The 26,797-nt window shown below is 46.8% G+C and carries 29 protein-coding genes; 25 read left to right on the top strand and 4 right to left on the bottom strand.

Annotation, left to right across the window (positions count from 1 at the left end; all coding sequences use genetic code 11):
• The first annotated feature begins 12 nt into the window (after window positions 1-12).
• From QCB45_RS03505 to QCB45_RS03495, 3 genes are read left to right on the top strand one after another with little or no spacing between them, the layout of a single operon-like run.
• Window positions 13-270: a hypothetical protein gene (locus QCB45_RS03505; protein WP_279419261.1), complete on the top strand. Its 258-nt coding sequence runs from the start codon at window positions 13-15 to the stop codon at window positions 268-270.
• 11 nt (window positions 271-281) lie between these two features.
• On the top strand, window positions 282-842 hold the full coding sequence (locus QCB45_RS03500) for an LPP20 family lipoprotein (protein WP_279419260.1): 561 nt from the start codon (window positions 282-284) through the stop codon (window positions 840-842).
• A gap of 60 nt (window positions 843-902) precedes the next feature.
• Window positions 903-1,193 (top strand): hypothetical protein, encoded by a 291-nt coding sequence (locus QCB45_RS03495; RefSeq protein WP_279419258.1) that lies wholly within the window; start codon window positions 903-905, stop codon window positions 1,191-1,193.
• 83 nt (window positions 1,194-1,276) lie between these two features.
• Here QCB45_RS03495 and QCB45_RS03490 read toward each other — a convergent pair whose 3' ends face one another.
• The 4 genes from QCB45_RS03490 to flgA all read right to left on the bottom strand — a co-directional run bounded on the left by QCB45_RS03490 (window position 1,277) and on the right by flgA (window position 3,569).
• Window positions 1,277-1,867: a PilZ domain-containing protein gene (locus QCB45_RS03490; RefSeq protein WP_279419257.1), complete on the bottom strand. Its 591-nt coding sequence runs from the start codon at window positions 1,865-1,867 to the stop codon at window positions 1,277-1,279.
• 171 nt (window positions 1,868-2,038) lie between these two features.
• Window positions 2,039-2,539: a flagellar protein FlgN gene (locus tag QCB45_RS03485; RefSeq protein ID WP_279419256.1), complete on the bottom strand. Its 501-nt coding sequence runs from the start codon at window positions 2,537-2,539 to the stop codon at window positions 2,039-2,041.
• Window positions 2,540-2,556: 17 nt separating this feature from the next.
• Complete coding sequence (gene flgM, locus QCB45_RS03480) at window positions 2,557-2,868, bottom strand: flagellar biosynthesis anti-sigma factor FlgM (RefSeq protein WP_279419255.1); 312 nt, start codon at window positions 2,866-2,868, stop codon at window positions 2,557-2,559.
• Window positions 2,869-2,978: 110 nt separating this feature from the next.
• A complete protein-coding gene (flgA, locus tag QCB45_RS03475) occupies window positions 2,979-3,569 on the bottom strand; it encodes a flagellar basal body P-ring formation chaperone FlgA (RefSeq protein ID WP_279419253.1) in 591 nt (196 codons plus the stop codon).
• Between the two features lie 232 nt (window positions 3,570-3,801).
• On the opposite strand from flgA, the gene QCB45_RS03470 reads away from it, so the two are divergent.
• From QCB45_RS03470 to QCB45_RS03365, 22 genes are all read left to right on the top strand, one after another.
• Window positions 3,802-4,782 carry a chemotaxis protein gene (locus tag QCB45_RS03470; protein WP_279419251.1) on the top strand — a complete coding sequence of 327 codons (981 nt, stop codon included), beginning with the start codon at window positions 3,802-3,804 and terminating at the stop codon, window positions 4,780-4,782.
• A gap of 2 nt (window positions 4,783-4,784) precedes the next feature.
• A complete protein-coding gene (locus tag QCB45_RS03465) occupies window positions 4,785-6,056 on the top strand; it encodes a hypothetical protein (RefSeq protein WP_279419249.1) in 1,272 nt (423 codons plus the stop codon).
• A 433-nt stretch (window positions 6,057-6,489) separates the two neighbouring features.
• Window positions 6,490-6,888: a flagellar basal body rod protein FlgB gene (flgB, locus tag QCB45_RS03460; RefSeq protein WP_279419248.1), complete on the top strand. Its 399-nt coding sequence runs from the start codon at window positions 6,490-6,492 to the stop codon at window positions 6,886-6,888.
• 34 nt (window positions 6,889-6,922) lie between these two features.
• Window positions 6,923-7,333: a flagellar basal body rod protein FlgC gene (flgC, locus tag QCB45_RS03455; protein ID WP_279419244.1), complete on the top strand. Its 411-nt coding sequence runs from the start codon at window positions 6,923-6,925 to the stop codon at window positions 7,331-7,333.
• Between the two features lie 11 nt (window positions 7,334-7,344).
• Entirely contained in the window at window positions 7,345-8,037 is a 693-nt protein-coding gene (locus QCB45_RS03450) for a flagellar hook capping FlgD N-terminal domain-containing protein (RefSeq protein ID WP_279419242.1), read from the top strand.
• Window positions 8,038-8,125: 88 nt separating this feature from the next.
• Window positions 8,126-9,736: a flagellar hook protein FlgE gene (locus QCB45_RS03445; protein ID WP_279419240.1), complete on the top strand. Its 1,611-nt coding sequence runs from the start codon at window positions 8,126-8,128 to the stop codon at window positions 9,734-9,736.
• Window positions 9,737-10,066: 330 nt separating this feature from the next.
• The gene (locus QCB45_RS03440) at window positions 10,067-10,810 is read left to right on the top strand and encodes a flagellar basal body rod protein FlgF (RefSeq protein WP_279419238.1); all 744 of its coding nucleotides are present in this window, start codon (window positions 10,067-10,069) and stop codon (window positions 10,808-10,810) included.
• Between the two features lie 17 nt (window positions 10,811-10,827).
• A complete protein-coding gene (gene flgG, locus QCB45_RS03435; RefSeq protein ID WP_279419236.1) occupies window positions 10,828-11,619 on the top strand; it encodes a flagellar basal-body rod protein FlgG in 792 nt (263 codons plus the stop codon).
• Between the two features lie 40 nt (window positions 11,620-11,659).
• A complete protein-coding gene (locus tag QCB45_RS03430) occupies window positions 11,660-12,370 on the top strand; it encodes a flagellar basal body L-ring protein FlgH (RefSeq protein ID WP_279419234.1) in 711 nt (236 codons plus the stop codon).
• A 489-nt stretch (window positions 12,371-12,859) separates the two neighbouring features.
• Window positions 12,860-13,960 (top strand): flagellar basal body P-ring protein FlgI, encoded by a 1,101-nt coding sequence (locus QCB45_RS03425; RefSeq protein WP_279419232.1) that lies wholly within the window; start codon window positions 12,860-12,862, stop codon window positions 13,958-13,960.
• An 11-nt stretch (window positions 13,961-13,971) separates the two neighbouring features.
• Window positions 13,972-14,427 (top strand): rod-binding protein, encoded by a 456-nt coding sequence (locus QCB45_RS03420; protein ID WP_279419230.1) that lies wholly within the window; start codon window positions 13,972-13,974, stop codon window positions 14,425-14,427.
• A 53-nt stretch (window positions 14,428-14,480) separates the two neighbouring features.
• Entirely contained in the window at window positions 14,481-16,322 is a 1,842-nt protein-coding gene (gene flgK / locus QCB45_RS03415) for a flagellar hook-associated protein FlgK (protein ID WP_279419228.1), read from the top strand.
• 4 nt (window positions 16,323-16,326) lie between these two features.
• Window positions 16,327-17,361, top strand: coding sequence for a flagellar hook-associated protein FlgL (gene flgL / locus QCB45_RS03410; RefSeq protein WP_279419227.1), 1,035 nt, complete (start codon window positions 16,327-16,329; stop codon window positions 17,359-17,361).
• A gap of 57 nt (window positions 17,362-17,418) precedes the next feature.
• Window positions 17,419-18,660: a murein transglycosylase domain-containing protein gene (locus tag QCB45_RS03405; protein ID WP_279419224.1), complete on the top strand. Its 1,242-nt coding sequence runs from the start codon at window positions 17,419-17,421 to the stop codon at window positions 18,658-18,660.
• A gap of 96 nt (window positions 18,661-18,756) precedes the next feature.
• Entirely contained in the window at window positions 18,757-19,752 is a 996-nt protein-coding gene (locus tag QCB45_RS03400; protein WP_279419222.1) for an NAD-dependent 4,6-dehydratase LegB, read from the top strand.
• Window positions 19,745-20,923, top strand: a complete 1,179-nt coding sequence (locus QCB45_RS03395; protein ID WP_279419220.1) for a LegC family aminotransferase — start codon at window positions 19,745-19,747, stop codon at window positions 20,921-20,923. The genes QCB45_RS03400 and QCB45_RS03395 overlap by 8 nt, the downstream gene beginning before the upstream one ends.
• Window positions 20,916-21,566, top strand: coding sequence for an acetyltransferase (locus QCB45_RS03390; RefSeq protein WP_279419219.1), 651 nt, complete (start codon window positions 20,916-20,918; stop codon window positions 21,564-21,566). Before QCB45_RS03395 ends, QCB45_RS03390 begins: the two co-directional genes overlap by 8 nt.
• Before the next feature lie 8 nt (window positions 21,567-21,574).
• Window positions 21,575-22,750: a DUF2920 family protein gene (locus tag QCB45_RS03385; protein ID WP_279419218.1), complete on the top strand. Its 1,176-nt coding sequence runs from the start codon at window positions 21,575-21,577 to the stop codon at window positions 22,748-22,750.
• Window positions 22,747-23,748 (top strand): N-acetylneuraminate synthase, encoded by a 1,002-nt coding sequence (gene neuB, locus QCB45_RS03380; protein WP_279419217.1) that lies wholly within the window; start codon window positions 22,747-22,749, stop codon window positions 23,746-23,748. Before QCB45_RS03385 ends, neuB begins: the two co-directional genes overlap by 4 nt.
• A complete protein-coding gene (gene neuC / locus QCB45_RS03375; RefSeq protein ID WP_279419215.1) occupies window positions 23,720-24,928 on the top strand; it encodes a UDP-N-acetylglucosamine 2-epimerase in 1,209 nt (402 codons plus the stop codon). Before neuB ends, neuC begins: the two co-directional genes overlap by 29 nt.
• Window positions 24,929-24,937: 9 nt before the next feature.
• On the top strand, window positions 24,938-26,005 hold the full coding sequence (locus tag QCB45_RS03370) for a nucleotidyltransferase family protein (protein WP_279419213.1): 1,068 nt from the start codon (window positions 24,938-24,940) through the stop codon (window positions 26,003-26,005).
• A gap of 24 nt (window positions 26,006-26,029) precedes the next feature.
• Window positions 26,030-26,755: an acylneuraminate cytidylyltransferase family protein gene (locus tag QCB45_RS03365; protein WP_279419212.1), complete on the top strand. Its 726-nt coding sequence runs from the start codon at window positions 26,030-26,032 to the stop codon at window positions 26,753-26,755.
• The last annotated feature ends 42 nt before the right edge of the window (window positions 26,756-26,797 follow it).

The following is a 26,797-nucleotide window of genomic DNA, read 5'->3' as shown; positions in this document are numbered from 1 at the left end:
AGGTAAGCCGTGATGTTGAAGTGTCGCAATGTCATCCGGCCGGTTGTTCTGCTTGCGATTGTTCAGGCGGCAACGGGCTGCAGCATGATGGAACGCAGTCATTACCAGGTACCGGACTATTATGAAACCAGGTTGATCCCAGAAAAATATTCGGTCGGAAAGACCTATTATGTGAAAGATTTACGATGCAGTGCCGTTAACGGTGAATGTAACCGTTCGGATTTTATACAGCATCGAGAATATGAAAAACCTTATTATTTGAGTAAATAATGGAGAATGTCATGAAAAAAAGCACCTTTGCCTTAGCGGGTATATTAGTTTCGGCTTCGCTGGCGGGATGTTCAACTACTTCGCAAGTGTCAGGCAAGCCGGATCCATCGGCTTCGAATGTTCAAGTTTCGACACCGGTCGGAACCAAGGCGGCTGTGGTTTATCGTAAGCCGGAGCGCGTGAAGATTACTGGAATCGGTTACGGAGCTGAGAGTACTTTTTCAGCTTATACACCAGGTCAGCGCCGATTGATGGCGATTCGTGCCTCTAAGCTGGATGCTTATCGTGCGTTGGCAGAACAATTGTACGGAATCAAGATCGACAGTAATACGTCCATTTCAACGTTGACCGCTAAAAACGACAGTTTCAGAGCGCGTGTGAATGCAGTGGTTCGTGGAGCACGTGTCGTCAGCGTCACCCCGATGGCAGACAATAACTATGAAACGGTTTTGGAAGTGTATGTTGATAAACGTTTCTTCGAGGATACGTTCATCTACAGATCAGATTCTGCTGCGGATGTGAAGACGCCATCTGAAGTTTGTGTTACCTGTTACGAAGCTGGAGCTTATTGATTTTCCGTTAGAGGGAGCTGATGGAGTTTTTTCGGTTTCAACGGGTTAAGGGAGCGTGAAATGCGCAAGCAAAAAATCATAATTGTATCGTTGTTAATTGCCTTTTTCACTTGGATGGAGGTGGCTCAGGCCGCCAGTATCAGTACCCGAGTGAGAATTCTTGAGGGGAAGGTCTCGAAGCACGATAAAAAGATTAAATCGGAAGCGGCAGCACGTCAGGTTTATGAAAAGAAAGTCGATGGAAAATTAGGCGTGGTGGATGATCTTGAAAAGAAAGTAAAGAAAATTATGTCTGAGATGCATGCCGATAAAGCTTCCAAAGGCGATGATAAACGATATACCTATCCATAGTGCTTAAGAAATTGATTTTGTTGTTTACTCAAATAAAAAGCCCGGCGATACGCCGGGCTTTTTTTATATGTGGTGGGTAAAAGTTATTCGCCTTTTTTAGAAAGTTCGCGGCGTTCGTGTTGAGCGAATTCGATTTCCTTGGCCTGAATGAAAAACAGCAATTTTCTTCTGTCTTCTTCCGAAAGGTTTTGATATTCCAGGGCGACTCTATATGCATCGTCCTCGTCTTCGATGGGCGTAACTTTCACGACATCACATCGGACTAGAATCGGTGGTTCATTTTCAAGCGGTTTGATCAGAAGGTCGATCTTGTCGTTCAGAGTGATGGTTTCATTAATGTTGAAAGAAACCCCACCTCCACTTAAATTGACAAGGCGCTGAGGAATAGCACGGGTCAATTGGTTGGCGTCAATCGTCTGCATCATAAAATTGATCTTGCTGTTCATGGCGCTCAGAGCTGACGCAAGTAGACTGCTTTTAAGATTGATCTGTGCGACGACCTCGTTGATCTGTTCGTCAAGCTGAGCCAGGTTCTGCATGAAGTATTCTTCAATGTACTTGGAGTCCGGGGCTTCCGGTAGTGGAATTTTATCCAGCTCTTCTTCGGGCACAATGCGGAAACTGCACGGCATCATGACATCAATTCTAAAAAACAAACGTTGATCGCTTTTCATCTTGGCTCGCTTTAATCTTTTCTTCGGCTTGACCGAGTGGGGTTACTCATCAATAAATCGATAATGTTATCACGCAATAATGTGAATACGCGGAATGGAAACAGATTAGCAGAAACCAAGCCAACTGCAAGTAAACAGTAAAACCCAAAGGCGAGTTGGTTCGGGAAAAAGTTAAGCTTTACCTAGGCTGGAGCGGTTTTTGGATTGTTTGCTTTCGCCAGAGGAATCGTAGAGGTTTACATCCGATTCAGGCTGTTGAGTCAGTAAGTTGATCGAAACCTGATTGATGTTGCTGAGTATTTGAATGCTCATGCCGTTGGAAATATTCAGGTCGCTACAGGCCTGACTGAGTGTCAGCGCGTTATCCACTTTTTCTTGTAGCGTTTTGGATATGTTATTGAAAGCCTTGTCTTGAGCCAGTTTATATAAACTTACATTCGGGCTAAGTTGGCTGAATTGTTTTTCGATCGTGTCTGATAAAGACTGGATTTTTTGACTTAGAAGCGATTTTTGTTCGACGATTTCGACGAGCTTGTCGATGTCGTTCTGCTTTAGAAAATCCGACTCGGAATGAAGTAGGGCCTGAAATTCGAGCAATAGCTGACTTAACGCGTCAATTTGTGAGGAGAATTGCGTTGCGTTAAATCCGGCCAGCTCGTCCAGTTGCGTCATTTTTTATGCTGTAAGCACTAAATACTTGAGAAAAGCGCTTCTGACTGAATCAACTTTTCTGCGATTTTCTGAGGGTTCACTTGATAAGAACCGTCTTGAATCGACGCTTTTAAAGTCGCGATTTTGTCTGAATTGTCAATCGAGACATCTTTGGCTTTGTTTTCAAGGTCGCGTACCTGAGTCAACATATCAGTTAATGTGACTTTGTCGGTTGCGACATTTGAATTGCCCGCTCCCTGATTTACCGGCGCACCGGTTCTTTCCTGGGACTTAAGCTGTTCGGCATTTCGTCCGGAAGCGACGTTCGCGTTGAAATTTTTAATATCCATAATCTTTGGCCTCACACCCAAATAGTGGTAGTCATTCTACCAATTAATTCAATATTCTAATAGCGTTATCGGCGGCTTTAGAAAAGCTTTAATAGTTTTTTTAAATTTTTTTACGGTACATAGACAGTGTTGGGAGCAATAACGATGCCTTTTACGGTTTTTTTAGAAGAATTGTTTTCAACTTCAATCTGTTGGCGCTCCACACCGTCTTGTAAAGCCGTGCCTTTTGTCTTGACTTCAATGCCACCGATTTTGGAAACAATCGTGACCGTTTGTTTCTTGAAAACCAAGTAGGGCGGCTGCAAGTCCCGGATGCTGAGAATCTCGTTTGGCCCGATGGCCTTTTTAGCCCTCATTCCAATAGCTGTTTCCGTTGAAATCAAGCTGTTCGAACTGGCCTTTTTGTAAGGTACCAATATCCGTTTAACGTCTTCAGGTTTTATAACGGCCTGTTTTAAAATTCCTTGAGTGGTGATGACCACCGGAAGTTTGCCTTCAATGGTCGCGCTGACATAAATTTGCCATGAGGGCGCGTTGCATTTGACGCCGATAGTGATTCGTCCTGTGTATTTTGTCGGGTTTCTGTCACTGATTTCAATTGGTTTGCCACACTTGGGTAGCTTGATACGCTGACTGAGTTTTTTTAGATGAATTTGGGGATCATATAATTTTTGGTCAGTTTTTTGCTTGATGTAATCCATCACTTGATCGTATACGGTCTCAAGTGATTGAAATTCATTGGGTTGGCCGGAATTATCGGCGGCAAACGCGGATGTTTGACTGAACAAAACAATCCAAAATGCCAATGTGTAAAAGTATTTTTTCACCATGAGGGCAGTCTAACATGAGTTTCAAAGACTTTTAAGAGTGGCTTGCGTTATAGTAAGCAGGTTTAAACGCAATGGAATTACAGATGGATAAGGTGGCGTAACAATGTCTAGCTTTTTGAAAGGGGTTGACCAAAGAACTTCCTTGGCCGGTATGAACCGCATGGAGTTGCTATTATTTACCATTAAGGGGAAGCAGCTTTTTGGAATTAATGTCTTTAAGGTTAGGGAAGTCATCCGTACTCCACCTATTTCTCCGGTACCTAAAGCGGATCCTCGAGTGGTTGGCGTTTCAGATATTCGCGGTTTGACGATGCCGATGATCGATCTGGCCAAGGCGTTGGATCTGGAGCCTGTTCCGGAAGAGAATTACTCGGGGACTTTGACCATCGTAACGGAATTTAACAGTTCTGTTCAGGGCTTTTTGGTAGAGGACGTCGATCGGATCGTGCATATGCGCTGGGAAGACATTTTGCCGCCGCCGGAAAGTTTGCAGGGTGTCAATTATTTAACGGGTATTACGCGCGCTCGTGATCAAATCGTTGAAATCGTCGATGTCGAAAAGGTATTGGCAGAAGTTTCTGGCTTGCCGGAAGGTATGTCGGATGAGTTTATTGTTTCGCATAAAAATCAAACGCAGGGTCATAACTTTTTTGTGTTGGGTGCAGACGATTCGACGGTTGCGAGAACTCAGCTTAAGAATACGCTGGATAAGTTGGGCATCAGTAATCAGATTGTCAGTAATGGACGTAAGGCCTTGACGCTGTTGAAGGCTTGGGCGGACGAAGCGGAAAATGGAATGGGCAAGAAGGTGAGTGAACGCGTATTAATGGTCATTTCGGATATTGAGATGCCGGAGATGGATGGTTATACCTTGACCACCAGCATCCGTAAGGATGATCGCTTGAAAGACCTGTTTGTTGTATTGAACTCTTCTTTGAGTGGCGGCTTTAACGAGAGTCTGACCGAAAAAGTCGGAGCAAACGTTTTCTTGTCTAAATGGCATGGTGAAGAGCTGGCAAAGGTTATTGTTAACCGTATTGAAGACGTTAACAGACAAAGAAAGGTACTGGCAGAGGAAGCCTAGGTATGAAGTATAAGTGGCAGAATTCTCTGTTAATCGGTTTGCTGACGGTCTCTTCATGGTGTTTTGCTGCGGAAGATACTCAGCCGGTCACGGATTCGTTTGCTCCGGTTGCAGCAGAGGGGCATTGCGTTACGGTAACGGGATCCGCTTCTACCGAGAATGTAGATGAAGCTTTTGCAAGGCAGATGGCTATCCGTAATGCATTGAGTTTTGCCAGTTTGCAGAACAATGTCACAATCTCTTCCGATCAATCGCTTGAAAATTTCGAGTTGACCCGAGATGCCGTTCGTTTCACCTCCCATAGCAAGGTCAAGGCTTACCGGGTGATTGAAGAGGGTCTGGAAGAACCATTCGGCGAGTACGGCGAACAGAAAAAAGGCCCTTTACGCTATCAGGTGAAATTAAGCGTCTGTCTGACTGAAAATCCTCAGGTGTGCGAGAACCTATCAGGTAACCAGTATCAAACCCGATTGGCAATTGCACCGCTGGTGGTTGCAAAAAGTTATGCGGCAAGGGATATTTCAAATCTTATTCCAGGTTACCAGGTGGAATTGCAGCGTCGCTTAAAAGAGAACGGCTATCGCAATCTGACCATGCTTGACACTCAAATTGGGGTGGATGAGCAGGGTGTCATTTCTCCGAATCTTTCCAAAGAAGTGTTGGAGCCCATTCGTGACCGTACGGGGGCGCAATTCGTGTTGATGTCGGTGTTGAGATCCGTATCGGCTCACGCTGAAGACCACCCTTATCTGAATCAGGTTAAGCGTTTCTATAATCTGGAAGTAAAGCCGGACACCCGCTATATTGAAGTGGACTGGTATGTGGTTGATTTGATGAATCGTACTTTGGTCTATCAACAGAGAGGTGGTTTCGACGTCAAGGGTAAGGTGCGTGTCGGGCGTGACCGTCCGTTTGGCAGCAATGCATTTTTTGCCACTGATACCGGAATGGCGTTCCACGCTTTGTTGAACCAAGAGGTGAAAGACGTGGTTTCCTCATTGCGTTGTGAAGAGCTTGAAACCCAGGTCATCGATGTGCGTAACAACGAATATATCATTTATTTAAATGCCGATTCCGGTGCTAAGGCCGGCGATTCATTGGCGGTTTACAGTCGAGACGGTCGCAGTGTTCAGTTTCAGGGTGTTGACTTGGGAATGGACGAGAAGCCAAGCGCCTTTATCCGAATCAAACGTATTTTGCCACGTTTTGCGGTTGCCGAAATGGTGGCCAAAAAAGGTGTTATCCAAGTCGGTGACGTCGTTAAGGCTTGGTAAAGACCGATGCCGGACGCCCGTCCGGCACGCTTAATGAGCATCGTTTATCCTTTTCTTTTTTATCTACACCCCTTTTTTTCTTAAATGCTTCAGTCCTCAAGTACTGACTAAATCTTGTCGTCTTTTTCTAATTTTCCGAAAAGCCATGCTGAGTTGTTGATTTTTTTGCCGCTTTTTTAAGTGTCAAAAAAATGACCAGGCCTGTTGGATTTGAAAAATATTCAATTTCCTCAAGCTAAAGTTTTGATAAAGAGGCAGTAATCGGCCGCTTTTCAAAAAACTTTAGTCTTTTTTTTAATGAAAAGACTGTTTTTTTAGTTTTTGGCATTCGGATTGCTAAAACTCTTTGCAGAAAAACACGTTCATTTTGAATGTTTGAATAAGTGGTTGAACCGAAATTGAATTCGTTTCAACGAGTAAAGAGGAAGCAGTGATGGCAGAGTCTATTTTCGGTATCCATGAAAGAGCGCTACAAATTCGAACCGCACGCGGTGAGATTTTGGCGAATAACCTGGCGAACGAAGATACACCGAACTTCAAGGCAAGAGACATTGATTTTCGTCAGGCAATTACCCAGGCGCAGGAAAGTCTGTCCCAGTCCAAGCCGGATCTTGTTAAGACAAACTCTCGACATATCAGTGGATTCGCAGATGCGACAACTGAAAGCTTCTTGAAGTACCGGGTTCCGACACAGCCTTCACTGGATGGCAATACCGTTGAAACGCATGTTGAAAAAGCCAAATTTATGGAAAATGCCATGCAGCATCAAGCGACGTTGGAATTTATCAATGCCAAGATTACCGGTATTCGCGGCGCTTTGCGCGGTGAATAATTGATTTTGAATTTTTGATTGGAGGAGACGTAAAGTGTCCATGTTTAATATTTTAGATATCTCAGCTTCGGCGATGCACGCACAGACCGTGCGTTTGAATACCGTCGCCTCCAATATGGCGAATGCGGACAGTGTCAGCTCGAATAAAGACGAAACGTACCGTTCAAAGCAACCGGTTTTTCAGACGATTCTGGACCGTACAACTAACGAGCCAAAAGGCGGAGTAAGAGTTAAGGAAATCGTTGAGAGCCAGGCGCCGTTAAAGATGGAATATAACCCGAACCACCCAATGGCGAATGAGGAGGGGTATATCTTCCGCCCGAACGTCAATGTGGTCGAGGAGATGGCGAACATGCTGTCGGCCTCCCGCTCTTATGAGACGAATATTGAGGTGATGAACACCTCTAAACAACTTTTGTTAAGAACCATTCAGCTCGGTAAATAAGGAGATAGATCATGGCTGATTATTTACCCGATATTACAACAGGTAATAAGGATTATATGGCTGCGATGCAGCAGTTGTCGGATCCATCTTCCAGTGCGCCGAACAAGCAGCTTGGTCAAGCGGATTTCTTAATGTTGCTGACGACACAGATGCAGAATCAGGATCCGTCCAAACCGATGGATCCGACAAGCTTTGTGACCGACCTGACTCAGATGAGCCAGTTGGAGTCGACCAACAAGATGACGGAGTCGATCATGGCATTGACGACCGGCTTCCAAAATATGCAGACCCTGCAGGGGGCCTCATTGATTGGTAAGAGTGTTCAGGTGAACGGCGAGGAATTCTCTCATACTCAAGGACAAGATTCTCAGCTTACTCTAAATGCCGATCAGCCATTGACTGACGTTAAGTTGGTCGTTAGTGACAGTAATGGTCTGGTTAAAGAGATCGACGTGGGTGCATTGCAGGAGGGGGAGAAGATTGTTAGCTGGGATGGTTTGGATAACGTCGGAGTGGAGCGTGGGAGTGGTGTTTATTCATTGACTGCTTACGGAACCGATGAAAACGGCGATTTGAAATCTATCGACACGGTTGTCGCGTCGAAAGTGAATAGTGTGGGTGTTAACACGGATGGTTCGATTACCTTGACCCTGGCAACTGGGGAAAAGGTCGCAATGGATGCGGTAAGGGAAATTAGTGCCTAACCCCGTTTTTAACAGTTTTTAGAATTAACGGATATTTAAAAGAATTAAGACAAAATTTCTGAAGTTAAGTCAGATGTAGGAGAAAGTCATGGGTGTATCATTCGATTTAAATGCTTTAAGTGGTATTAACGCGGCCTCTACGGGGTTAGGTGTTATTTCAAACAACCTGGCCAACGCACAATCGGTCGGTTTCAAGGGATCTCGTGCCGAGTTCGCAGACATGTTCTCGGGCGCTCAGAACACGGCCGGTAACGGTGCGCGTGTTGCTGCTATTACACAGGACTTCAGCCAGGGAACGATCAACGGGACCGGACGAGAGCTGGATATGGCGATCGACGGGGAAGGGTTCTTCGTGCTGGAAGATCAGACTGGACGTTACGGTAATATCTATACGCGAGAAGGTTCGTTCAAGTTAGATAAAGACGGTTATCTGACTGATCAGGAAGGGAATAAAGTGCAGGGTTATCAATTGAACCTGGCGCTTTCAACTGAAACCAAGCCGGTTTTTGATACGACTCTTAGCTCGATTGACCTGGATGAATTGAACAAAACGCCAAAAGCGACCGATGAAATGAACTTCGACATCAACCTGGATGGTGAAGAAGATAACAACATCGATCCGGTCACCGGTGTTTCTGTTGGTAACGATACTGCGGCCAACCTTGATAAGTTGGTTGATATCGATACTGCGGCTGGCCCTTATGACGGTTTCCCTGACTTCTCTACCAATAAGATCATTCACGACTCTTTGGGTGGTGAGCACCGTTTGACTGCGAACTTCTATAAGAGGGATGTTGTTTCGGTTGCAAACTCCGATTTGACCTATGTGCCTGCGAGCGATTCTTATGTGGCTGCGGCAGCGGGTGCAGGGGATACAAAATATACAAGTTGGATCGTGCAGTATACGATGCAGGATTACAATGAAACCACCGGTCAGTGGGAGACTAGCGGACACCGAGCCGACCAGACAACTACACCTCCATCAGCCACAACTGAAGAAGGTCAGGTCTTTGAATTGAGATATGATACGAGCGGTAACCTGATTGATGTCAGAATGCCGGTAACCGCGGCGGGAGGTACTTACGATCCGACCAACATCATTGGGCAAGATAACACGAATGAACCTCTACCAGATATTATCAACGGTGGAGCTGCGGGCTGGGAAAGTGTTGGATCTCAGCCACAGCTGGATTTCATCATCGATACGCCGCTGACGGGAGCGAACGATCCATTAGGTAATCCAAACGATGCATCTACAATTGTAAATATCGATGCGAACTTGGGTGATATGACTCAGTTTGCCGGTACTTACAGTTTGCGTGGTGTGTCACAGAACGGTTATTCAGTCGGTGACTTGGTCGGTTTGAATACCGGTCTGGACGGTGTGATTGAAGCACGTTATTCGAACGGTCGTTCGGTACCGGTTGCCCAGTTGGCGTTAGCAAACTTCTCGGATAAGAATGCATTGCAGAAATTGGGTGGACAGACCTACGCTGAATCCTTTGATTCCGGTTTGGCTCAGTTGGCTAAGCCTGAAACCAGTGGTATGGGTTCTATCAATGCCGGTTCGCTTGAGTACTCTAACGTGGATGTTGCGACTGAATTGGTCAACATGATTCAGACTCAAAGAACTTACCAGGCTTCTGCTCAGGTAATCTCTACATCGCAAACGTTGACGCAAACAATCCTACAGCTATAAGTAATTATTAATTAAACGATTTCTGGTCTTGCCGGCAAATTCTTTGCCGGCCTTTTTGCCGCCCCGGCAATATCTACCCATATTAGTTTATCGGCCGCTTTCTGAATACTTTAGAAAAAACTTTTACCAAAGTTGGCACGGACAATGCTAAATACTCGTTGAAATAAAAAATAAGTGTCAAAACGCTAACACACTAGGGAAAACAATCACATCGAAAGTCGTTAGAACTTAAAGAATGTGTTTATCGGTTAAGGCGGGCGTCTGATTTTTGACGTTTCGTTTTAACCACTATTTTTGGACTGGAAACGATTTTTTGCTGGGAGAAACAATATGGATCGCATGCTATATATCTCAATGAGTGGCGCTAAGGAAGTCATGTTGTCGCAGGCGAATAACGCCAACAACTTGGCGAATGCCAATACAGACGGATTCAAGCAGGATTTTAATGAGTTTCGTGCCCAGCATGTACAAGGTCCAGGTTGGCAGTCTCGTACATACAGTCTGGATGAACGTCCGGCAACCGATTTTACGCCGGGGGCAGTAAAAGTGACCGGCCGCGAATTGGACGTCATGACGAAAGAAAACGGTTTTTTAGCCATTCAGACACCGGAAGGTGAAGAGGCCTATACAAGAACCGCCAGTATGCAGGTGACAGCCAACGGTGATTTGGTGGATGTTAAAGGCAATCCGATATTAAATACCGGAGGTGTGCCGATCAATATTCCACCTTCCAAAAGTATTACGATCGGTGACGACGGTACGATTTCGATCGTTCCGGCCGGATCTCCAAGTAATCAATTGGTGGTGCTGGATCAATTGCGTCTGGTCGAACCGGATTTGAAATCCCTCGAAAAGGGCGAAGATGGTTATATTCGCCAGATTCCTGGTGCCGGTGAGCTGATTCAGGGGAATGTAAAGGTCGTTTCCGGCGCTTTGGAAGGCAGTAACGTGAATACTGCGGAGGCGCTGGTGAATATGATTGAGCTTTCTCGTAAGTATGAAATGCAGGTCAAGATGATGTCGATCGCCAAGACCCACGCACAGAAGTCCGATCAGATTCTGTCATTAAGTTAAGTAAGTAGGTAAATACGATGAATAGAGCATTATATGTTGCAAAAACCGGTTTAGAGGCACAGCAGTTTCGCCTGGCCGCTATTTCGAACAACCTGGCCAATGCCAATACTTATGCTTATAAAGCCGGGCGTGCCGAATTCGACGACTTGATGTATCAGAATGTCAGGCAGCCAGGTGCCCAGGCAACACAGGATGAAGCCAATACACTGCCTTCCGGCTTGCAGCTGGGGACTGGGGTTAAAGCGATTGGGGTTCAGAAAATCCATACCCAGGGTAACATCATGGTTACCGACAATCAGTTGGATATTGCCATTGAAGGAAAAGGTTTCTTTCAGACCCTGGATTCCAATGGGAACTTGATGTACACCCGTGACGGTTCCTTTCAGGTGAATCAGAACGGTGATGTTGTCACCTCATCCGGCTATTTGTTGGAGCCGAATATCAATATTCCGCAGGATGCAACGAGCATTTCTATCAGTCGTGACGGTGCTGTGTATGTGACTCAGCCGGGACAGACGCAGCAAAACCAGGTTGGTCAGATCGAGTTGGCAACGTTCATTAACCCGGCCGGGTTGGAATCCATTGGGGCGAACTTCTATTCTGAAACCACCGCCAGTGGTGCACCAAACGTCAACAACCCGGAAACCGCAGAAGCGGGGAGTGTCCTGCAAGGATCGCTTGAAGCTTCCAACGTTAATACGGTGGAAGAGCTGATTGGTATGATCGAGGCGCAAAGAACTTACGAGATGAACTCCAAGGCAATTTCCGCAGCCGACGGCATGATGCAGTACTTGAATAACAATACCTAATAAATAAAAAAACAAATGACCAGATTGAGAGGGTAGTGATATGAGCACGGTAGTTAAACGTATTCAAAGAAATGGCTGGCTGGCGATAGTGTCTTCGTTGGTTTTAGCAGGGTGTAGCTCGACACCGGAGCGTGTTGATAATATGAGCTTCGAGCCGAGCTATCCTTTGAATATCCCTCAACAGACTCAAACTCAGAACGGTTCGCTTTATCAGGCAGGCGGTATGACCCTGTTCGATGACTCGAGAGCTCACCGCATTGGTGACATCATTACGATCAGTTTGACCGAAAGATTCGACGCCAAGAAAAAAGATGAAGCGAAGTACAACAAATCCAATAGTCAGGACTTTGGCGTGAGCACGCCTTTGAATATTTTTGGTAGAACTGCAGGGCAGACGGCTGCAGAGCTTGGAACTTTGGGCGTAGGTTACGGATCTAATGGTGCGTTTGCCGGAAAGAGTGATGTCAAACAGAATTCAAGTTTGACCGGTTCGATCGCCGTGACTGTGATTGAAGTGGTTTCAAATGGTAACCTTGTAGTTAGAGGGGAGAAACGACTGACCATTCACGAAGGTGATGAGTTGATTCAGTTCGCTGGAATTATCCGTCCTCAGGATATCCGTCCCGACAATACCATCGATTCAACGAAAGTTGCAGATGTGCGTTTGGTGTATAAGGATGTGGGGGTTTCGGGTGATACCAACCGTCCGAGTGCTTTGACGAGATGGATGAACAAGTACTGGCCAATCTAAGATTGTTTTGGTGACAGTACAAAAGTTTTTATTATAGTTTCCAAATTCTACTTTCACGCTCTATAGCGGACGGTTTGTTTGCAATAAATGTGTGAAAAATAACGTTTGTGAGAGTAGAATACGTTTTTACCGGCCTGTTTTTAATTATCTCCTTTTTGCAGGTCGGTTTTTTCTTTTAGTGCTGCTCGATCTTTTGATCGGGCAAGCCATTTTCTCTAAAGCTATTTGTATTTATTTTTCAATAGCTTGTCTTTGTTTTATTTTTTGTCTTTTGATACGCTTTAAAGTGTTGCCCCCTTTTTTGTAATGGAATTTAGCCGGTTTATGATTTGTCTCAAAGCAAGTTTAAAAACACAGGTTTGGCATAACCTCTGCTATGTTATCTTTAAACGTAAAATTGACGCGTCCGTTGAATGACATATGAATAATAAATACGGTGATAATGCCGACGAAAACGGGCGTTTGTATCGACACTCAGGGAGAAAGTTTATGTTGACCAGAAAGTTAGTCATTTTTTTGACGCTGTTGCTCATGTGGAGCACTCAGAGTTTTGCCGAAAGAGTGAAGGATCTGGCGAATGTCGGAGGAGTCCGATCTAACCAGTTGGTCGGTTATGGCTTAGTTGTGGGTTTGAACGGATCGGGTGACAAGACCCCTTTTGCCGAGCAAAGCTTGTTGAGTATGTTGAATAAGTTCGGAATCCATGTGCCGGCGGGCGTGAAAACCAATGCGAAAAACATTGCAGCCGTGGCTGTTCATGCGGATTTGCCTGCTTTTGCGAAGCAAGGACAGAAAATTGACGTGACGGTTTCATCTCTGGGTAACGCTAAAAGTTTGCGTGGCGGAACCTTGCTGTTGACTCCTCTGAAAGGGGTGGACGGAAATGTCTATGCATTGGCCCAAGGAAATCTTGTGGTTGGTGGTCTGGATGCAAGCGGGGCAGACGGTTCGCGTATCACGATCAATATCCCGAGTGTCGGGCGTGTCCCAGGGGGCGCGAGTGTCGAGAAAACGGTCAATACCGGTTTTGATCTCGGGAATACCATCACACTGAACCTTAAAGATGCTGATTTTACGACAGCAACCAACATGGTGAATTCGATTAATAAATTGTTGGGTGAGGGAACCGCAAGCGCGATTGACGGTGAGTCCATTGAAGTCATGGCACCGCGCTTGCCTAATCAGCGAGTCGCTTTTTTATCGGTTTTGGAAAATATCGATGTGACACCTGGTGAAGAAGCGGCTAAGGTGATCGTTAATTCAAGAACTGGAACGGTTGTCATTGGTCAAAACGTGCGCGTTAGTCCTGCTGCCGTTACCCATGGTGGATTGGTGGTTAAAATCGGTGAGCAGAATGCGGTCTCTCAACCGAATCCGTTTGCAGGTGGAACGACTGCGGTAACGCCACAAAGCAATGTAGCGGTAGGTTCGACCGGTAGCGGGCGTATGTTCGAATTTCCGGAAGGAGTTTCGTTGAACGATATCGTTCAGGCCGTTAATAAGGTCGGTGCTGCTCCGGGGGATTTGGTTGCGATTTTGGAAGCTTTGAAACAAGCCGGTTCGCTTAAAGCGGAACTGATGATCATTTAAGGAGAGCGGGCATGAGCGATTCAAATTTGCTGACATCGATGCCGAGTCAAACGGCGACATCCCAAGGGTACAACAACTATGCGGATGTCGGCGCTTTGAATGATTTGAAGAGGCAGGCTCGTGAGGATCAGCGGGCCGCCTTGCGTCCAGTAGCTGAACAGTTCGAAGCGTTATTCGTTCAACAGGTCCTGAAAGAAGCCCGTAAGGTGAGTTTTGATGATAATTGGTTGGACGGCAGCGACGGAGATTTTTACAAAGATTGGTACGACAAACAGTTGTCACAAGATCTTTCTGCTAAAGGAACTTTGGGATTTGCCGATAAAATAGTCGAGCAACTTGCCCCGCGCGAACAATCGGTGTCAAAAAGGGATGATTCATTTCCGAAGGACAGCGATATGAAGACGCAAAACATAGAAAAAGAATTGCCGACAACAGAGCAAGCACTCGCATTAAGAAAAATTAAATAAAAGCACTGAATTGTTCCAAAGTGTTTGAAGATTGACCAGATAAGGAATTTGATATGGCTGATATGCTGTCAATTGGTTCTAGTGCAGCCAATACATATAAAACTGCATTGGACGTTACGAGTCATAACATCGCCAATGTGAGTACCGAAGGGTACAGCCGTCAAAGAGCGGAAATCATGAGTAGCGCGCCTGGGCTATCAAGCGTTAAATTCAGTGGATCCGGTTCATATGTGGACACGGTCATGCGTATTCAGGCCGACTATATCCAGATGCAGTTGAACAGCAGTAACGCCTCCGTTCAGCGATATGACCAGCAGTTACAGCTTTCAAAGCAGGTAGAAGGTATTGTCTCGGGTACCGAAGACGGCGTTCAGGTATTTATTCAGAGTTTCTTTGACAGTCTTCAGGAAGCGGCGGATAACCCGACTTCCAGCACCAGCCGGCAGATGGTTTTGAACGAAGCCGGTAATATCGAAAGTCATTTGAATAACCTTTCAACGGTCTTCACCGACACTCAGCAACAGGTGAACAGCCAGATTAAAAGCCTGTCCGACGAAATCAACGACCGCCTGAAAACCATTCAATCGGTGAACGACCAGGTCGAAAGAGGATTGGCTTCAGGAAGCCAGCCGCCGAATGATTTGTTGGATCAACGAGATCAAGCAATCCTGGAGTTGAGCGGTTACATTGGAATCAAGACTTACCCTCAAGAAAACGGCCGTATCGACATCCACACCGCAAATGGACAGTTGCCGCTTTTGAGCGACAATACCATCACCGAATTGCAGGCCAAATTAGGTCCTTATGGGGATGAGAATCGCATTGAACTCTATGCCACTATCGGTGGTGAAGACAGAGTAGTCAGTGACCGTATCACCGGTGGACAGCTTGGTGGTATTCTGGATTTCAGATCGAATATGCTGGATGTCGCGCAGAATGAACTGGGTTTGACGATGAATGGCTTTGTGGCGTCCATGAACTGGCAGCATTATCAAGGTTATGATTTGAACGGCGATGCCGGTGGAAGCCTATTCGAGCCTTTGGCTTCATCGGCCATCAAAAATGCAAATAATGATGCCACTTCCGATGACGGTTCCGGTATTTCGATTTCATTCAACCCGCCTCAGCCAGCAGCCGGTTTTAACGGCGAACCACCATATACTCCGGCTACCCAGCCGGCGACTTACGGCGACAAGGAAGAGTATTTGCAGAATGCTTTTACCTCTATCGGTGAAATGGAACCGCGCGAATACTTGATGATCTATAATGGCACGACCGGTAATTTCGATGTTTATGATCGTCAGAATGAAAGTCTATTGTTGGGTTCATTCGCAAACGATCCTTTGAATCCGACCATTATCGACGGTTTGGAGTTTAAAGGAGATGGTGGAACCTATGCCGCCGGCGATCGTTTTATTTCCAAACCGCATCAGGATGTCCTGGATCAGTTCCATACTCTGATCACAGATTCGGATTTGATTGCTTCCAGAGGACAAAGTCAGATAGACTCTAACAATGACGGTTTGTTGACTGACGAAGTTCCGGCTCCGGCGGCGTACGGGGACAACGTCAATATTGCCAATATGGCGAACCTGCAGTCGAAGAAGATTCTACTGTCGGACAACAACGGTGCAGCGACCGAAAGTCTGTTGGGCGGTTTCGCAAAAATGACGAGTAATGCCGGGATGTATGTGCGAAGTTCGGAAATTCAGTTAAACGCACAAACTAATGTGCATGCACAGATGCTTAATCAGCGCGATTCCTTGTCCGGCGTAAGTTTGGATGAGGAAGCGGCGAACCTGATGAAATTTCAGCAGGCCTATGAAGCGTCCGCGCAGATTATTGCAACTTCCCAAAGTATTTTTCAGACCCTACTGGGTGCGGTAAGAGGATAAAAACATGAGAATTTCAACGAATATGTTTCACAGTCAGGGATTCAGTTCAATCCAATCGCATCAGGAAAACGTGTTGGATTCGCAGTTAAAGTTGAGTTCCGGGAAGCGTGTAAACAATCCGAGCGATGATCCTGTCGCTAATAGCCAGATTCAAGGTTTGAAGGCGATGATGAGTACCATCGAACAGTATGCCAAAAACGGACAATACGCTAAATCTCAGCTGGTACAGGAAGAGACGGCCATCACTGATACGATCAGTTCGCTACAGCGTGCGCGTGAGTTGGGGATTCAAATGCTCAACGACACCTATAATGCAGATAACCGCAAGGCGACTGCGGAAGAACTTGGTCAGATTATCGATCAGGTCAGTAATATGATGAACTATACCAACTCCGAAGGTGAGAAGTTGTTCGCCGGTAACAGTGTCAATGCGGAATTGGCGTTTGTTGAAGATCCGAATAATCCAGGATACTTCGCCTATATCGGAAGTACCAATGCGGTTGGTCAGGTCGCTTCGGACGGTTCGGCTGTATACGATCCCTTATCTAATTACGGTTCTCGTTTCGTTCAAATCGGCTTCGATGCCGATAACAAGGTGAATCCAGACGACCTGGGTGATCCTAGCCGGGTTCGCGTTTCCGATAACGGCGACAAGGTGTTTCAAGTTCAGAATATTCAAACCACATTTTCCGGAACCGGTACTCAGGATGCCAATATTCTGAATGTGCTGGTGGAATTCAAGGCAGCCTTGGATGCCGGTCTGCCACCACCTGAAACGGCCATTACTGACATCGACTCTTCTATTACTCAGTTGTCTCAGGTGAGAGCGGAGATTGGCGGTCGTCAAAACCGAATCCAGACTCAGTACGATACGGGTGAATCCTTCAAGATTGCTTTGGAAGAGCGTCGTTCCGGCTTAGAGGATATGGATGTGGTTAAAGGAATTAGTGAATTGACCAAGAATCAGAATGCACTTCAGATTGCTCAACAGGTCTTCAGTAAAGTACAGGGCATGTCCTTATTCGATTATTTAAGATAATTAGTTCTTTTAAGTTGGCCTTTGTTTTGCTAAAACCTCCTATATGGAGGTTTTTTTGTGAAAATAACTACGTCAATCTATGCGGCTTTGGTGGCGTCTTTTGTACTCTTGGTCGTTGCAGGCAATGCATTCTCTGGCTTTGCAGACTGGATGAGACAACATAGGGCGGTTGTGAATTCTCAGGTAAATCAACCGCTTGTGTCTTCCGGGATGCGAATGGTTAGTACCAATGCGGTTGTGGTAAAACCTCACCGTGAGGTTGTCGATCCCTCTGTCAAAAAGCCGTCATCCGATATTTCCGCTGTCGTAATTCCGGTCGCAACGATGCCATCCAGATTGCCTCAAGATATGATAAGCGAATCAAAACAAACTCCCATGGATGCAAAGAGGACTGTTGAAAGTCAGAAGCAGGTCGTGGCATCGTCAATGGAGGAACCGACGGTGGTTGTTTATGATGACGAGCTGTTGGTCGAGTTTCCACATTCGGTTTCAAATAAACGCGATATCAAACGGGCGATTTCGCGCCTTTTACTCAGTGATCGACCTTTTGCTGAAGATTTGCTGAGTAACAAGGCCTTATCATTCAAAGAAATACCGTATTTTTATAAGAAGGTTTTGGATCAGAATCATCGGGCAATACGTTATCCAGCCGATGCATTTGAATATGCTGACTATCTATTGGATTCAGAGCGTGTAGGGAAGATAGAGGATGAAGAGGGGCCTTTCGTCGTAGTCAGTATTCCGTTGGTGGATCCTAATTATCCAGATCAGTTTTTTCAGTATCGTGACTGGGTGACGGATTATGCCAAACAGTTCGATGTCTCGCCTGCTCTGGTATTTGCCATCATGGAGACCGAGAGTGATTTTCAACCGAAAGCGGTCAGTCGTTCCAACGCTTTGGGGCTGATGCAACTCAAGCCACAGGCGGCAGGTAAAGATGTCTATCAGTATGTTGACATGAGGAAAGGCCAGCCAAGCCGAAAAGACCTGTTCGATGCCAAGAACAACATCCGCATGGGAACCGCTTATCTGGGGCTGCTGGCGCATGATTATCTGGATCAGGTAAAGGACAAGGACAATAAAGAGTTGTTGGTGATCGCATCCTACAACGGTGGTTTGTCGACTGTACTTAAACTTTTCGGAGACACCGAGGAGCAGGCGGTTGAGCACATTAATCGCTTGCACCCTCGTCAGGTTTATCGTAAGTTACGTTTTGAACATCAGTCTGACGAGACACGGCGTTATCTGGATAAGGTGATGAAAGCGAAAAATAAATATCGAGCGATTTTCGAAGTCTAAGCCTTAGAAATGACAAATAACCAGGCCTGGTGAGTCCGATCGCTTCTCATTAAGGCCAATATTGAATATAAAAATTAACAACGGAAGTTGGCGTAAATGAATTATTGGCAAGGGAAACAAGTTTTGGTCACCGGTGCGGACGGGTTTATCGGTTCTCATCTGGTGGAAAGTCTGGTGGCAGCCGGAGCTAAGGTACGTGCTTTAGCGCTCTATAACTCCTTCAACGACTGGGGTTGGTTGGATCAAAGCCCGGTTATCAATGAAATCGAAGTGGTTAGCGGTGATGTCCGTGACCCGTTCCTGTGCAAAAAAATCACTCAGGATTGCCATACAGTCTTTCACTTGGCCGCATTGATTGCCATTCCGTACTCTTATATCGCACCGAATTCCTACGTCGAAACCAACGTCAACGGTACCTTGAACATGGCACAGGCCTGTTTGGAAAATGGTGTACAGCGTTTCATGCATACGTCGACTTCGGAAGTGTACGGTACCGCCCAGTACGTGCCGATTGACGAGAAACATCCGGTACAGCCGCAATCGCCGTACAGTGCGAGCAAGATCGGCGCGGATGCGATGGCGATGTCTTATTACAACGCGTTTGAAATGCCGGTCTGTATCGCCCGACCATTCAATACTTATGGTCCGAGACAATCCGCCCGAGCGGTGATTCCGACCATTATTTCTCAGATCGCCAACGGCATGAAAGAGATCAAGCTTGGCGATACTTCACCGACGCGTGATTTTAACTACGTTACGGATACCTGCCGAGGAATGATGGCGATCGCGCAGTCCGACAAGACGATCGGTCAGACCGTCAATATCGGCTCCAATTTCGAGATTTCGGTTCAGGATACCTTGGAGCTGATTAAAGAACTGATGGGAAGCGATGTGGTGTTCGTCCAGGACGAACAGCGTTTGCGCCCGAAAGATTCCGAAGTGTTTCGCCTATGGTGTGACAACAGTATGATTCGTGAATTGACCGGTTTTGAACCGGAAAATGACATTCGGACAGGCCTGTCGAAAACCATCGACTGGTTCACACAGCCTGAAAACCTGAAACGTTATAAAGCGGATATCTATAATGTCTGAAGCTTTTTCGGCCACCTATCCTGAAACCCAGAAGATTATCCAGGCGATTCGAACGCACTATCACACGGACGATTTTATTCCGTTGCACGCCCCTTGTCTGGGCGAACCTGAGAAACAAACCCTGAACGATTGCATCGACTCTACCTTCGTTTCATCGGTAGGGCGTTATGTGGATGAGTTCGAACAAATTATGGCTGATTTTACCGATGCCAATCATGCGGTGGCGGTGGTCAACGGCACGATGGGGTTGTTTCTTGGATTGAAAGTGGTCGGTGTTCAGCCGGGTGACTTGATTTTGACCCAGTCGCTGACGTTTGTCGCCACCGCCAATGCCATCAAAATGCTACAGGCCGATCCGGTGTTTCTGGATGTGGATGCCAACTCTTATGGTCTATCCGCGGATTCCTTGCAAGAGTTTCTCGGTGAACAGACTTGCCTAATCGACGGCCAGTGTGTGCATTCTCGCACAGGACGTGTAATCCGAGCTTGCGTGCCGATGCATACCTTGGGGTTTGCTTGCGAGATCGATCGTATCGTTGAAATATGCCATAAACACAATATTAAAGTAGTGGAAGACGCCGCCGAGAGTTTGGGCTCCTATTATCAGGGCCAACACACTGGGATCTTTGGTGACGTGGGTGTATTCAGTTTCAACGGCAACAAAATTCTGACAACCGGCGGGGGCGGGATGTTGGTGACCAATAACGAGGCATTGGCCAAGCATGCCAAGCATTTGAGCACCACCGCTAAAATTCCGCATGCCTGGTTGTTCGAGCATGATGAAATCGCCTATAACCTGAGAATGCCGAATTTGAATGCGGCTTTGGGTGTGGCTCAATTCAGCCGATTACAGGACTTTCTGGAAGAGAAACGGGCTTTGGCGGAAATGTATCGATCTTTAGGAGAGAAGCTAACAGGCCTGTCGGTTATGGATGGGTTGGAAGCAGGCCTGCCGAATTACTGGTTGAACGGAATTGTGTTTCATGACCCGGCGCAGCGTGATCGCTTCTTGGCTGAAAGTAATGAAGAGGGAATTCAGACACGACCTTTATGGACTCCAATGCATAAACTAGAGATTTATCAGGATTGTCTGCGTGGTGATTTGGATCAAACCGAATGGTTGGCCGAACGTGTCGTGAATTTGCCCAGCGGGGTGAAATGTAATGGCTAAAACGCCCTTGCTGTTGATTGGCGGCGGCGGCCACTGTGCTTCTGTCATTGACGTGATTGAAAGCACGCAACAGTATGAGATTATGGGAATTGTAGAAGCGCCGGGTGTCGAGAAATCGGATTTTCTGGGTTATCCGATTGTCGGTACGGATGACGATTTGGACGCGCTGATTAAGCAAACTCCGGATTGTGTGATTACCGTAGGCCAATTGCAGCGAGCGGAACTCAGGGTGAAGCTTTATGAAAAAGTGCTCGGTTTCGGTGGACGGTTACCGGTAATTGTTTCGCCGTTGGCGAGAGTGGCTCGTCAGGCTCAAATCGGTTTCGGAACGGTTGTCATGCATTATGCTCTGGTCAACAATCTGGCGGAAGTCGCCGAGAATTGTATTGTGAACAGTTACGCTTCGATTGAGCACGGCTCGAAAATCGGGGCGCATAGCCACATCTCTACCCGAGCAACCGTAAATGGAGACTGCCGCGTCGGCGAACGTTGTCTGATCGGTTCCTGCGCGACCTTGTTGCAGGGCGTGTCAGTCGCATCGGAATCGGTAATCGGAGCCAGTGCATTGGTGAATAAGGATGTTACGCAAAAAGGGACTTATTTGGGTATTCCTGCTCGAAAAGTTTCAAAAACTAAGGAATAGGAAAACAGATGCCGGTAATCGAAGAAAACGTTCAGTTCTCCACCACGCCCGACTTTGAGCTTGGTCTTGAACATTGTTCTCGCCAGACAGACTATTATCTGGCCAAACCCGTAGAGGCTCCGAAAGGATTGGTTGTGTACATTCCCGGTTTTGGTGGGGACGCTGGAGATTACCGTCATGTTTTTTGCAGGAAAGTTGTCGAACAGTATGGTTTGGCGGCGATGACGGTCGATTATCACTGCTTTTACAGCCGCCCGGAAATGGAGGGTTCTGTCATTTACGAAGCGGAAGACGTCGCTTTGATCGAGAAGTTATTTTTGCAATGCCAGCTCCCTTTTTCCGGGGATTCCGTTGAAGAAGGCATTAAGATCCTGAACGATCATCTGGCTAAAAACAATTTGCAAGTGAACATTACCGGAACCATGAAACCGGGGAAGAACGAATATCAGAACGGTGGGGTCATGCAGGCATTGGATATCATCAATGCCGTAGGGCATGTGTTGCAGAATCAGGATATTCCATCGGATAACATAATTCTGGTCGGTTCATCCTATGGTGGCTATATCGCTAATCTGGCTGCTAAATTCGCGCCTAAGACATTCCGGGCTGTGTTTGATAATTCTTCCTGGGCAATACCGCATTTCGGTTACATAGTCGGCCGAGAGTACGGCGTGCCGGAATTTAAGGAAAAATTGCACAGCAATGTTACGTTAAACCTGTTTATACGCAGTGCTTGGACCTTGAAGAAAGATTTGCCTTACACCTTTGACGGCAAGCGTTTCCATATCCGTTCATTCACGGAAGCACAGATAGAGCAGTATGCGGCCTATCGTCCGGAAACCTATTTTTATTTCATTCACGCTGTCGACGATAAGGTCGCTTCTACGGACGATAAAATTCAGATGGCCACTCAGATGATTGGCAATGGAATAGGCGTACAGATGGAAGTGATCGAACCTGACGATGTCGATGGGCAATACGTCAAAACGATCGCGCACGGTATGGGGCTGTCAATGCTGACTTTCTTTGCAAAAGCCTATGAGCATATTCAGGCCCATCAGGTTTCTTCCGAAAACGATTTCATGGAACAGTCTAAAGTGTCTTATGACTCTTCCGAATGCCGCTATGAATTCGATTTTTCGAACCTGCCTGTTACCGCAAAGGTGATTGAGGTTATGAGATGAGTGTCTTTATCATTGCAGAAGCGGGCGTCAATCATAACGGTTCATTCGAAATGGCCAAACAGTTGGTGGATGCGGCGGTGGACGCAGGCGCCGACGCTGTCAAGTTTCAAACTTTCAAAACCGAAAACCTGGTGACCGAAACCGCCGAACAGGCGGATTACCAGACGGAAAACACCGGCGTTAAAGAGAGCCAGTTCGCCATGCTCAAACGTTTGGAATTAAGTGAGCAGGCACACTTGGAACTGTTTGATTACTGTCGGGAAAAAGGCATCGAATTCATGTCGACTGCGTTTGACGACGATAGCATTGATTTTCTGCATGAATTGGGGATGAAGCGTTGGAAAATTCCGTCCGGTGAACTGCTGTCCATTCCTTACCTTAGAAAAATCGCCGCATTCGACCAGACGACAATTCTCTCGACCGGCATGGGTAATCTGGATGAAGTTGGTTTGGCGATTAAAACTCTGATTCAAGCAGGCCTGTCCAAATCCAATCTGACGGTTTTGCATGCCAATACGGCTTATCCGACACCTTATGAAGATGTAAACCTGCGAGCGATGCAGACGCTGGCTGAACGTTTCGAGGTTTCAGCAGGCCTGTCCGATCACTCTTTAGGCATCGAAGTACCGATTGCAGCCGTGGCACTTGGCGCAAATGTAATCGAAAAGCATTTCACTTTGGATAAAAGCTTACCCGGGCCGGATCATAAGGCGAGTTTGGAGCCGCAGGAACTCAAGGCGATGGTACAGGGCATTCGGCACATTGAAGTGGCATTGGGAACGGGAGAAAAAATCGCCTCTTCATCGGAGCAAGCGAACAAGTCCGTTGCGCGCAAACGTATTGTTGCGAGCTGCCGGATTGCAGAGGGTGAAATCTTTAGCGAATCGAATTTGACGTTGAAGCGCAGTGATCAGGGCTGTTTCGCTCAGCAGTGGGACGATTTGATTGGACAACCGGCACGAAAAGATTATGAACCGGGAGAAGGCATTGATGGTTAAGAAGATCTGTGTTGTGACTGGAACCCGGGCAGAATATGGACTCTTGTCAGGAATCATGGCTCGAATTCAACTGGAACCGGCATTGCAGTTACAGGTCATTGCCTGCGCTGCACACCTGTCCGAAAAGCACGGCATGACGGTTAATCAGATTTTGGCGGATGGCTTTCAGGTTGACCAGCGGGTTGAAATGCTAGAAGACACCGCCGAAGACAGTCAGCTTGCCGTTGTCGAATCGGTCGCGCGAGGTGTCAGTGGATTTGGCCATGCCTATCAGTCTTTGAAGCCGGACGTCGTTCTTGTACTCGGTGATCGCTATGAAATTCTGGCGGCGGCTCAGGCTGCGTTGTTGATGAATATTCCGATTGCCCATATTCACGGTGGAGAGGTGACTGAAGGTGCGGTCGACGAAGCGATTCGCCACGCCATTACGAAAATGGCGAGTCTGCATTTCACTGCGGCGGAATCTTACCGGAAAAGAGTGATACAGATGGGCGAGCGTCCGGACACGGTTTTCAATGTCGGTGCGCCGGGACTGGACGTGATTCATAAGATGGATTTTCTCTCCAGGGAGGCTTTGGAGGGTGATTTGAAGCTGAAACTGGATGCCCCTGTATTTTTGGTGACTTATCATCCGGTTACTTGGGGAAATACCCAGGGGGTTCAGGCCTTGGAGAACTTGTGTCTGGCATTGGAACATTTCGAAGAGGCGACTGTCATCTGGACAGGAGCGAACGCCGATGCAGAAGGCCGTCATTTGAACGATTTCATTCAAAACTGGGTGAGATTGACTCCTTTGAATGCGCATTTTGTGACTTCTTTAGGCTCATTGCGATATTTAAGTTTGATGAAATTGGCCGATGCCGTAGTTGGAAACTCTTCAAGCGGAATTATCGAGGCACCGGCAGTGGGTGTACCGACGGTCAATATCGGTACCCGGCAAAAAGGAAGATTGCGATCGCCTTCGGTCATCGATTGCGATGAATCCGCTTATTCGATTGAACAGGCTTTGCACAAGGCATTGAGTCCGGAACATAAGCAAGTTGCCGATAAAAAAACCAGTGTTTACGGTCAGGGTGAGAGTGCCAAGTTGATTTGCGATAGACTTGTACATTTTTCTGTCAGTCATTTGGCCGGAAAACCGTTTTATGATTTACCCCTTATACCGCCTTTAAGTGATTAGGAGAAAGTGATGAATCTTTTTGAGTGGCGACGTATTGCCGTGGACGAAACGGCGACGATCAAGGAAGCTTTGACGGTTCTTGACCGTGAAGCCCTGCAGATCGTATTGGTTGTGGATGCGGATGACGTTCTGCTGGGGACCTTGACCGATGGAGACGTACGCCGTGCACTTTTAAGGGGAGAAGGTTTGGACGGTTGTGTTACCTCTGCGATGAATTCGAGTCCGACTGTCGGATTGCAAAGTCAGACCGAGACCGCCTGGAAACGTAAGATGCTGGAAAAGTCGATTCGTCACTTGCCTATCGTGGATGCGGACAAGAAGATTGTCGGCTTGTATTACGACAAGAAAGAGGTGGCCAAACGCCTGAACCCGATTGTTCTTATGTTGGGTGGTTTGGGTACACGTTTACGTCCGTTGACGGAAAGTGTTCCTAAACCAATGTTACGAGTTGGAGATCGTCCGATACTGGAAACCATCGTCACTCATATTGCCGAACAAGGTTTTGTGAATTTTTATTTCTGTATCAATTATCTGGGTGAGCAGATCCGCAGTTATTTCGGTGACGGCAGCCAGTGGGGTGTGAACATCGAATACGTTGAAGAGGACGAGCGCATGGGGACGGCTGGTGCCTTGAGCCTGCTTCCTGAAAAGCCGGATTTGCCTTTTGTGGTCATGAACGGTGACCTCCTGACTAAAGTGGATTTGACCGCCTTGTTGGATTTTCATACCGAACACAATAATATCACCACAGCCTGTGTCCGAGAGTATGCGCAACAGGTACCGTATGGAGTGGTGGATATTGAAGGCACGCGCGTCAAGCAATTGGTAGAAAAACCGATTTATCGGTATTTCGTCAACGCCGGCATTTACGCTCTGTCGCCCGAAGCCATGGAAAAGGTTCCTGAACAGGCGTTTTACGACATGCCTACTCTGATTGAAGAGGTCTTGTCGGAAAAAGGCAATGTCGGCGGATTCCCGATTACCGAGTACTGGATGGATATCGGCCAGATGCCTGATTTCGAACAGGCGCAGGCGGATTACGAAATTCATTTCCAGAAAAGAAAAAATCAGAAATAGGTTAAATAATAGGTTCAGAAGTAAATGATGGAACAGAAAAAAATCAATGGTAAACGTGTTTTGGGGTTGATTCCGGCTCGCGGCGGCTCGAAAGGGATTCCCAAAAAGAATCTGTTTCCTATTATGGCGAAACCTTTGCTGCAATATACGTTTGAAGCGGCCAGGGAGAGCGGCGTGTTGGATCAGATCATGATCTCTACCGAAGACGACGAAATTTTGCACTTCGCCCAATTGCACGGTATCGACACCCGTTACCGACGACCACATTCACTGGGGACGGACAGCGCCAATACTGCCGATGTGGTATTGGACGTGCTGAATTGGTTGGAGCAAGTGGGCGAATATCCTGATATTGTTGTGCTATTGCAGCCGACATCGCCGTTGCGCTCCGCTGACGACATCAATCGAGCCGTTCAGGAGTTTGTTGATTCGGGTGCAGATTCCATGGTCAGTGTACATAAGATGGTTGAGCATCCATACAAAAGTATGTATCGCAACGAACAGGGCGAATGGAATTATTTGGCCAAACCATCCGAAAAAACCTACAGAAGACAGGATTACGACGATAACTATTTCACGATCAATGGCGCCTTTTATCTGATTAAGCCAGATTGGTTCAGGGAGCAACGGGCGTTTGTGATTGAGAATGAAACGGAGTTGTTTGAAATGAGTCCGATCGCCGGGATGGACGTTGATGAACTCGTGGACGTTTTCAAGGTCGAGGCCTATTTGAAAATGCTGTCGAACTGATTGGTTTAAATGCTGAATTGTTTTACTGGCGGCGTGGCATGA

The sequence above is a fragment of the Thiomicrorhabdus sp. ZW0627 genome (assembly GCF_029767005.1).
Taxonomy (GTDB): Bacteria; Pseudomonadota; Gammaproteobacteria; order Thiomicrospirales; family Thiomicrospiraceae; genus Thiomicrorhabdus.
Note: the sequence above shows the minus strand (reverse complement) of the source record. Positions and strands in the feature narration are given on the sequence as shown.

Coding starts and splice junctions, on each gene's coding strand:
- QCB45_RS03505 (WP_279419261.1), top strand. CDS start 13: ATGTTGAAGTGTCGCAATGTCATCCGGCCGGTTGTTCTGCTTGCGATT.
- QCB45_RS03500 (WP_279419260.1), top strand. CDS start 282: ATGAAAAAAAGCACCTTTGCCTTAGCGGGTATATTAGTTTCGGCTTCG.
- QCB45_RS03495 (WP_279419258.1), top strand. CDS start 903: ATGCGCAAGCAAAAAATCATAATTGTATCGTTGTTAATTGCCTTTTTC.
- QCB45_RS03490 (WP_279419257.1), bottom strand. CDS start 1,867: ATGAAAAGCGATCAACGTTTGTTTTTTAGAATTGATGTCATGATGCCG.
- QCB45_RS03485 (WP_279419256.1), bottom strand. CDS start 2,539: ATGACGCAACTGGACGAGCTGGCCGGATTTAACGCAACGCAATTCTCC.
- flgM (WP_279419255.1), bottom strand. CDS start 2,868: ATGGATATTAAAAATTTCAACGCGAACGTCGCTTCCGGACGAAATGCC.
- flgA (WP_279419253.1), bottom strand. CDS start 3,569: ATGGATTACATCAAGCAAAAAACTGACCAAAAATTATATGATCCCCAA.
- QCB45_RS03470 (WP_279419251.1), top strand. CDS start 3,802: ATGTCTAGCTTTTTGAAAGGGGTTGACCAAAGAACTTCCTTGGCCGGT.
- QCB45_RS03465 (WP_279419249.1), top strand. CDS start 4,785: ATGAAGTATAAGTGGCAGAATTCTCTGTTAATCGGTTTGCTGACGGTC.
- flgB (WP_279419248.1), top strand. CDS start 6,490: ATGGCAGAGTCTATTTTCGGTATCCATGAAAGAGCGCTACAAATTCGA.
- QCB45_RS03450 (WP_279419242.1), top strand. CDS start 7,345: ATGGCTGATTATTTACCCGATATTACAACAGGTAATAAGGATTATATG.
- QCB45_RS03445 (WP_279419240.1), top strand. CDS start 8,126: ATGGGTGTATCATTCGATTTAAATGCTTTAAGTGGTATTAACGCGGCC.
- QCB45_RS03440 (WP_279419238.1), top strand. CDS start 10,067: ATGGATCGCATGCTATATATCTCAATGAGTGGCGCTAAGGAAGTCATG.
- flgG (WP_279419236.1), top strand. CDS start 10,828: ATGAATAGAGCATTATATGTTGCAAAAACCGGTTTAGAGGCACAGCAG.
- QCB45_RS03430 (WP_279419234.1), top strand. CDS start 11,660: ATGAGCACGGTAGTTAAACGTATTCAAAGAAATGGCTGGCTGGCGATA.
- QCB45_RS03425 (WP_279419232.1), top strand. CDS start 12,860: ATGTTGACCAGAAAGTTAGTCATTTTTTTGACGCTGTTGCTCATGTGG.
- QCB45_RS03420 (WP_279419230.1), top strand. CDS start 13,972: ATGAGCGATTCAAATTTGCTGACATCGATGCCGAGTCAAACGGCGACA.
- flgK (WP_279419228.1), top strand. CDS start 14,481: ATGGCTGATATGCTGTCAATTGGTTCTAGTGCAGCCAATACATATAAA.
- flgL (WP_279419227.1), top strand. CDS start 16,327: ATGAGAATTTCAACGAATATGTTTCACAGTCAGGGATTCAGTTCAATC.
- QCB45_RS03400 (WP_279419222.1), top strand. CDS start 18,757: ATGAATTATTGGCAAGGGAAACAAGTTTTGGTCACCGGTGCGGACGGG.
- QCB45_RS03395 (WP_279419220.1), top strand. CDS start 19,745: ATGTCTGAAGCTTTTTCGGCCACCTATCCTGAAACCCAGAAGATTATC.
- QCB45_RS03390 (WP_279419219.1), top strand. CDS start 20,916: ATGGCTAAAACGCCCTTGCTGTTGATTGGCGGCGGCGGCCACTGTGCT.
- QCB45_RS03385 (WP_279419218.1), top strand. CDS start 21,575: ATGCCGGTAATCGAAGAAAACGTTCAGTTCTCCACCACGCCCGACTTT.
- neuB (WP_279419217.1), top strand. CDS start 22,747: ATGAGTGTCTTTATCATTGCAGAAGCGGGCGTCAATCATAACGGTTCA.
- neuC (WP_279419215.1), top strand. CDS start 23,720: ATGAACCGGGAGAAGGCATTGATGGTTAAGAAGATCTGTGTTGTGACT.
- QCB45_RS03370 (WP_279419213.1), top strand. CDS start 24,938: ATGAATCTTTTTGAGTGGCGACGTATTGCCGTGGACGAAACGGCGACG.
- QCB45_RS03365 (WP_279419212.1), top strand. CDS start 26,030: ATGATGGAACAGAAAAAAATCAATGGTAAACGTGTTTTGGGGTTGATT.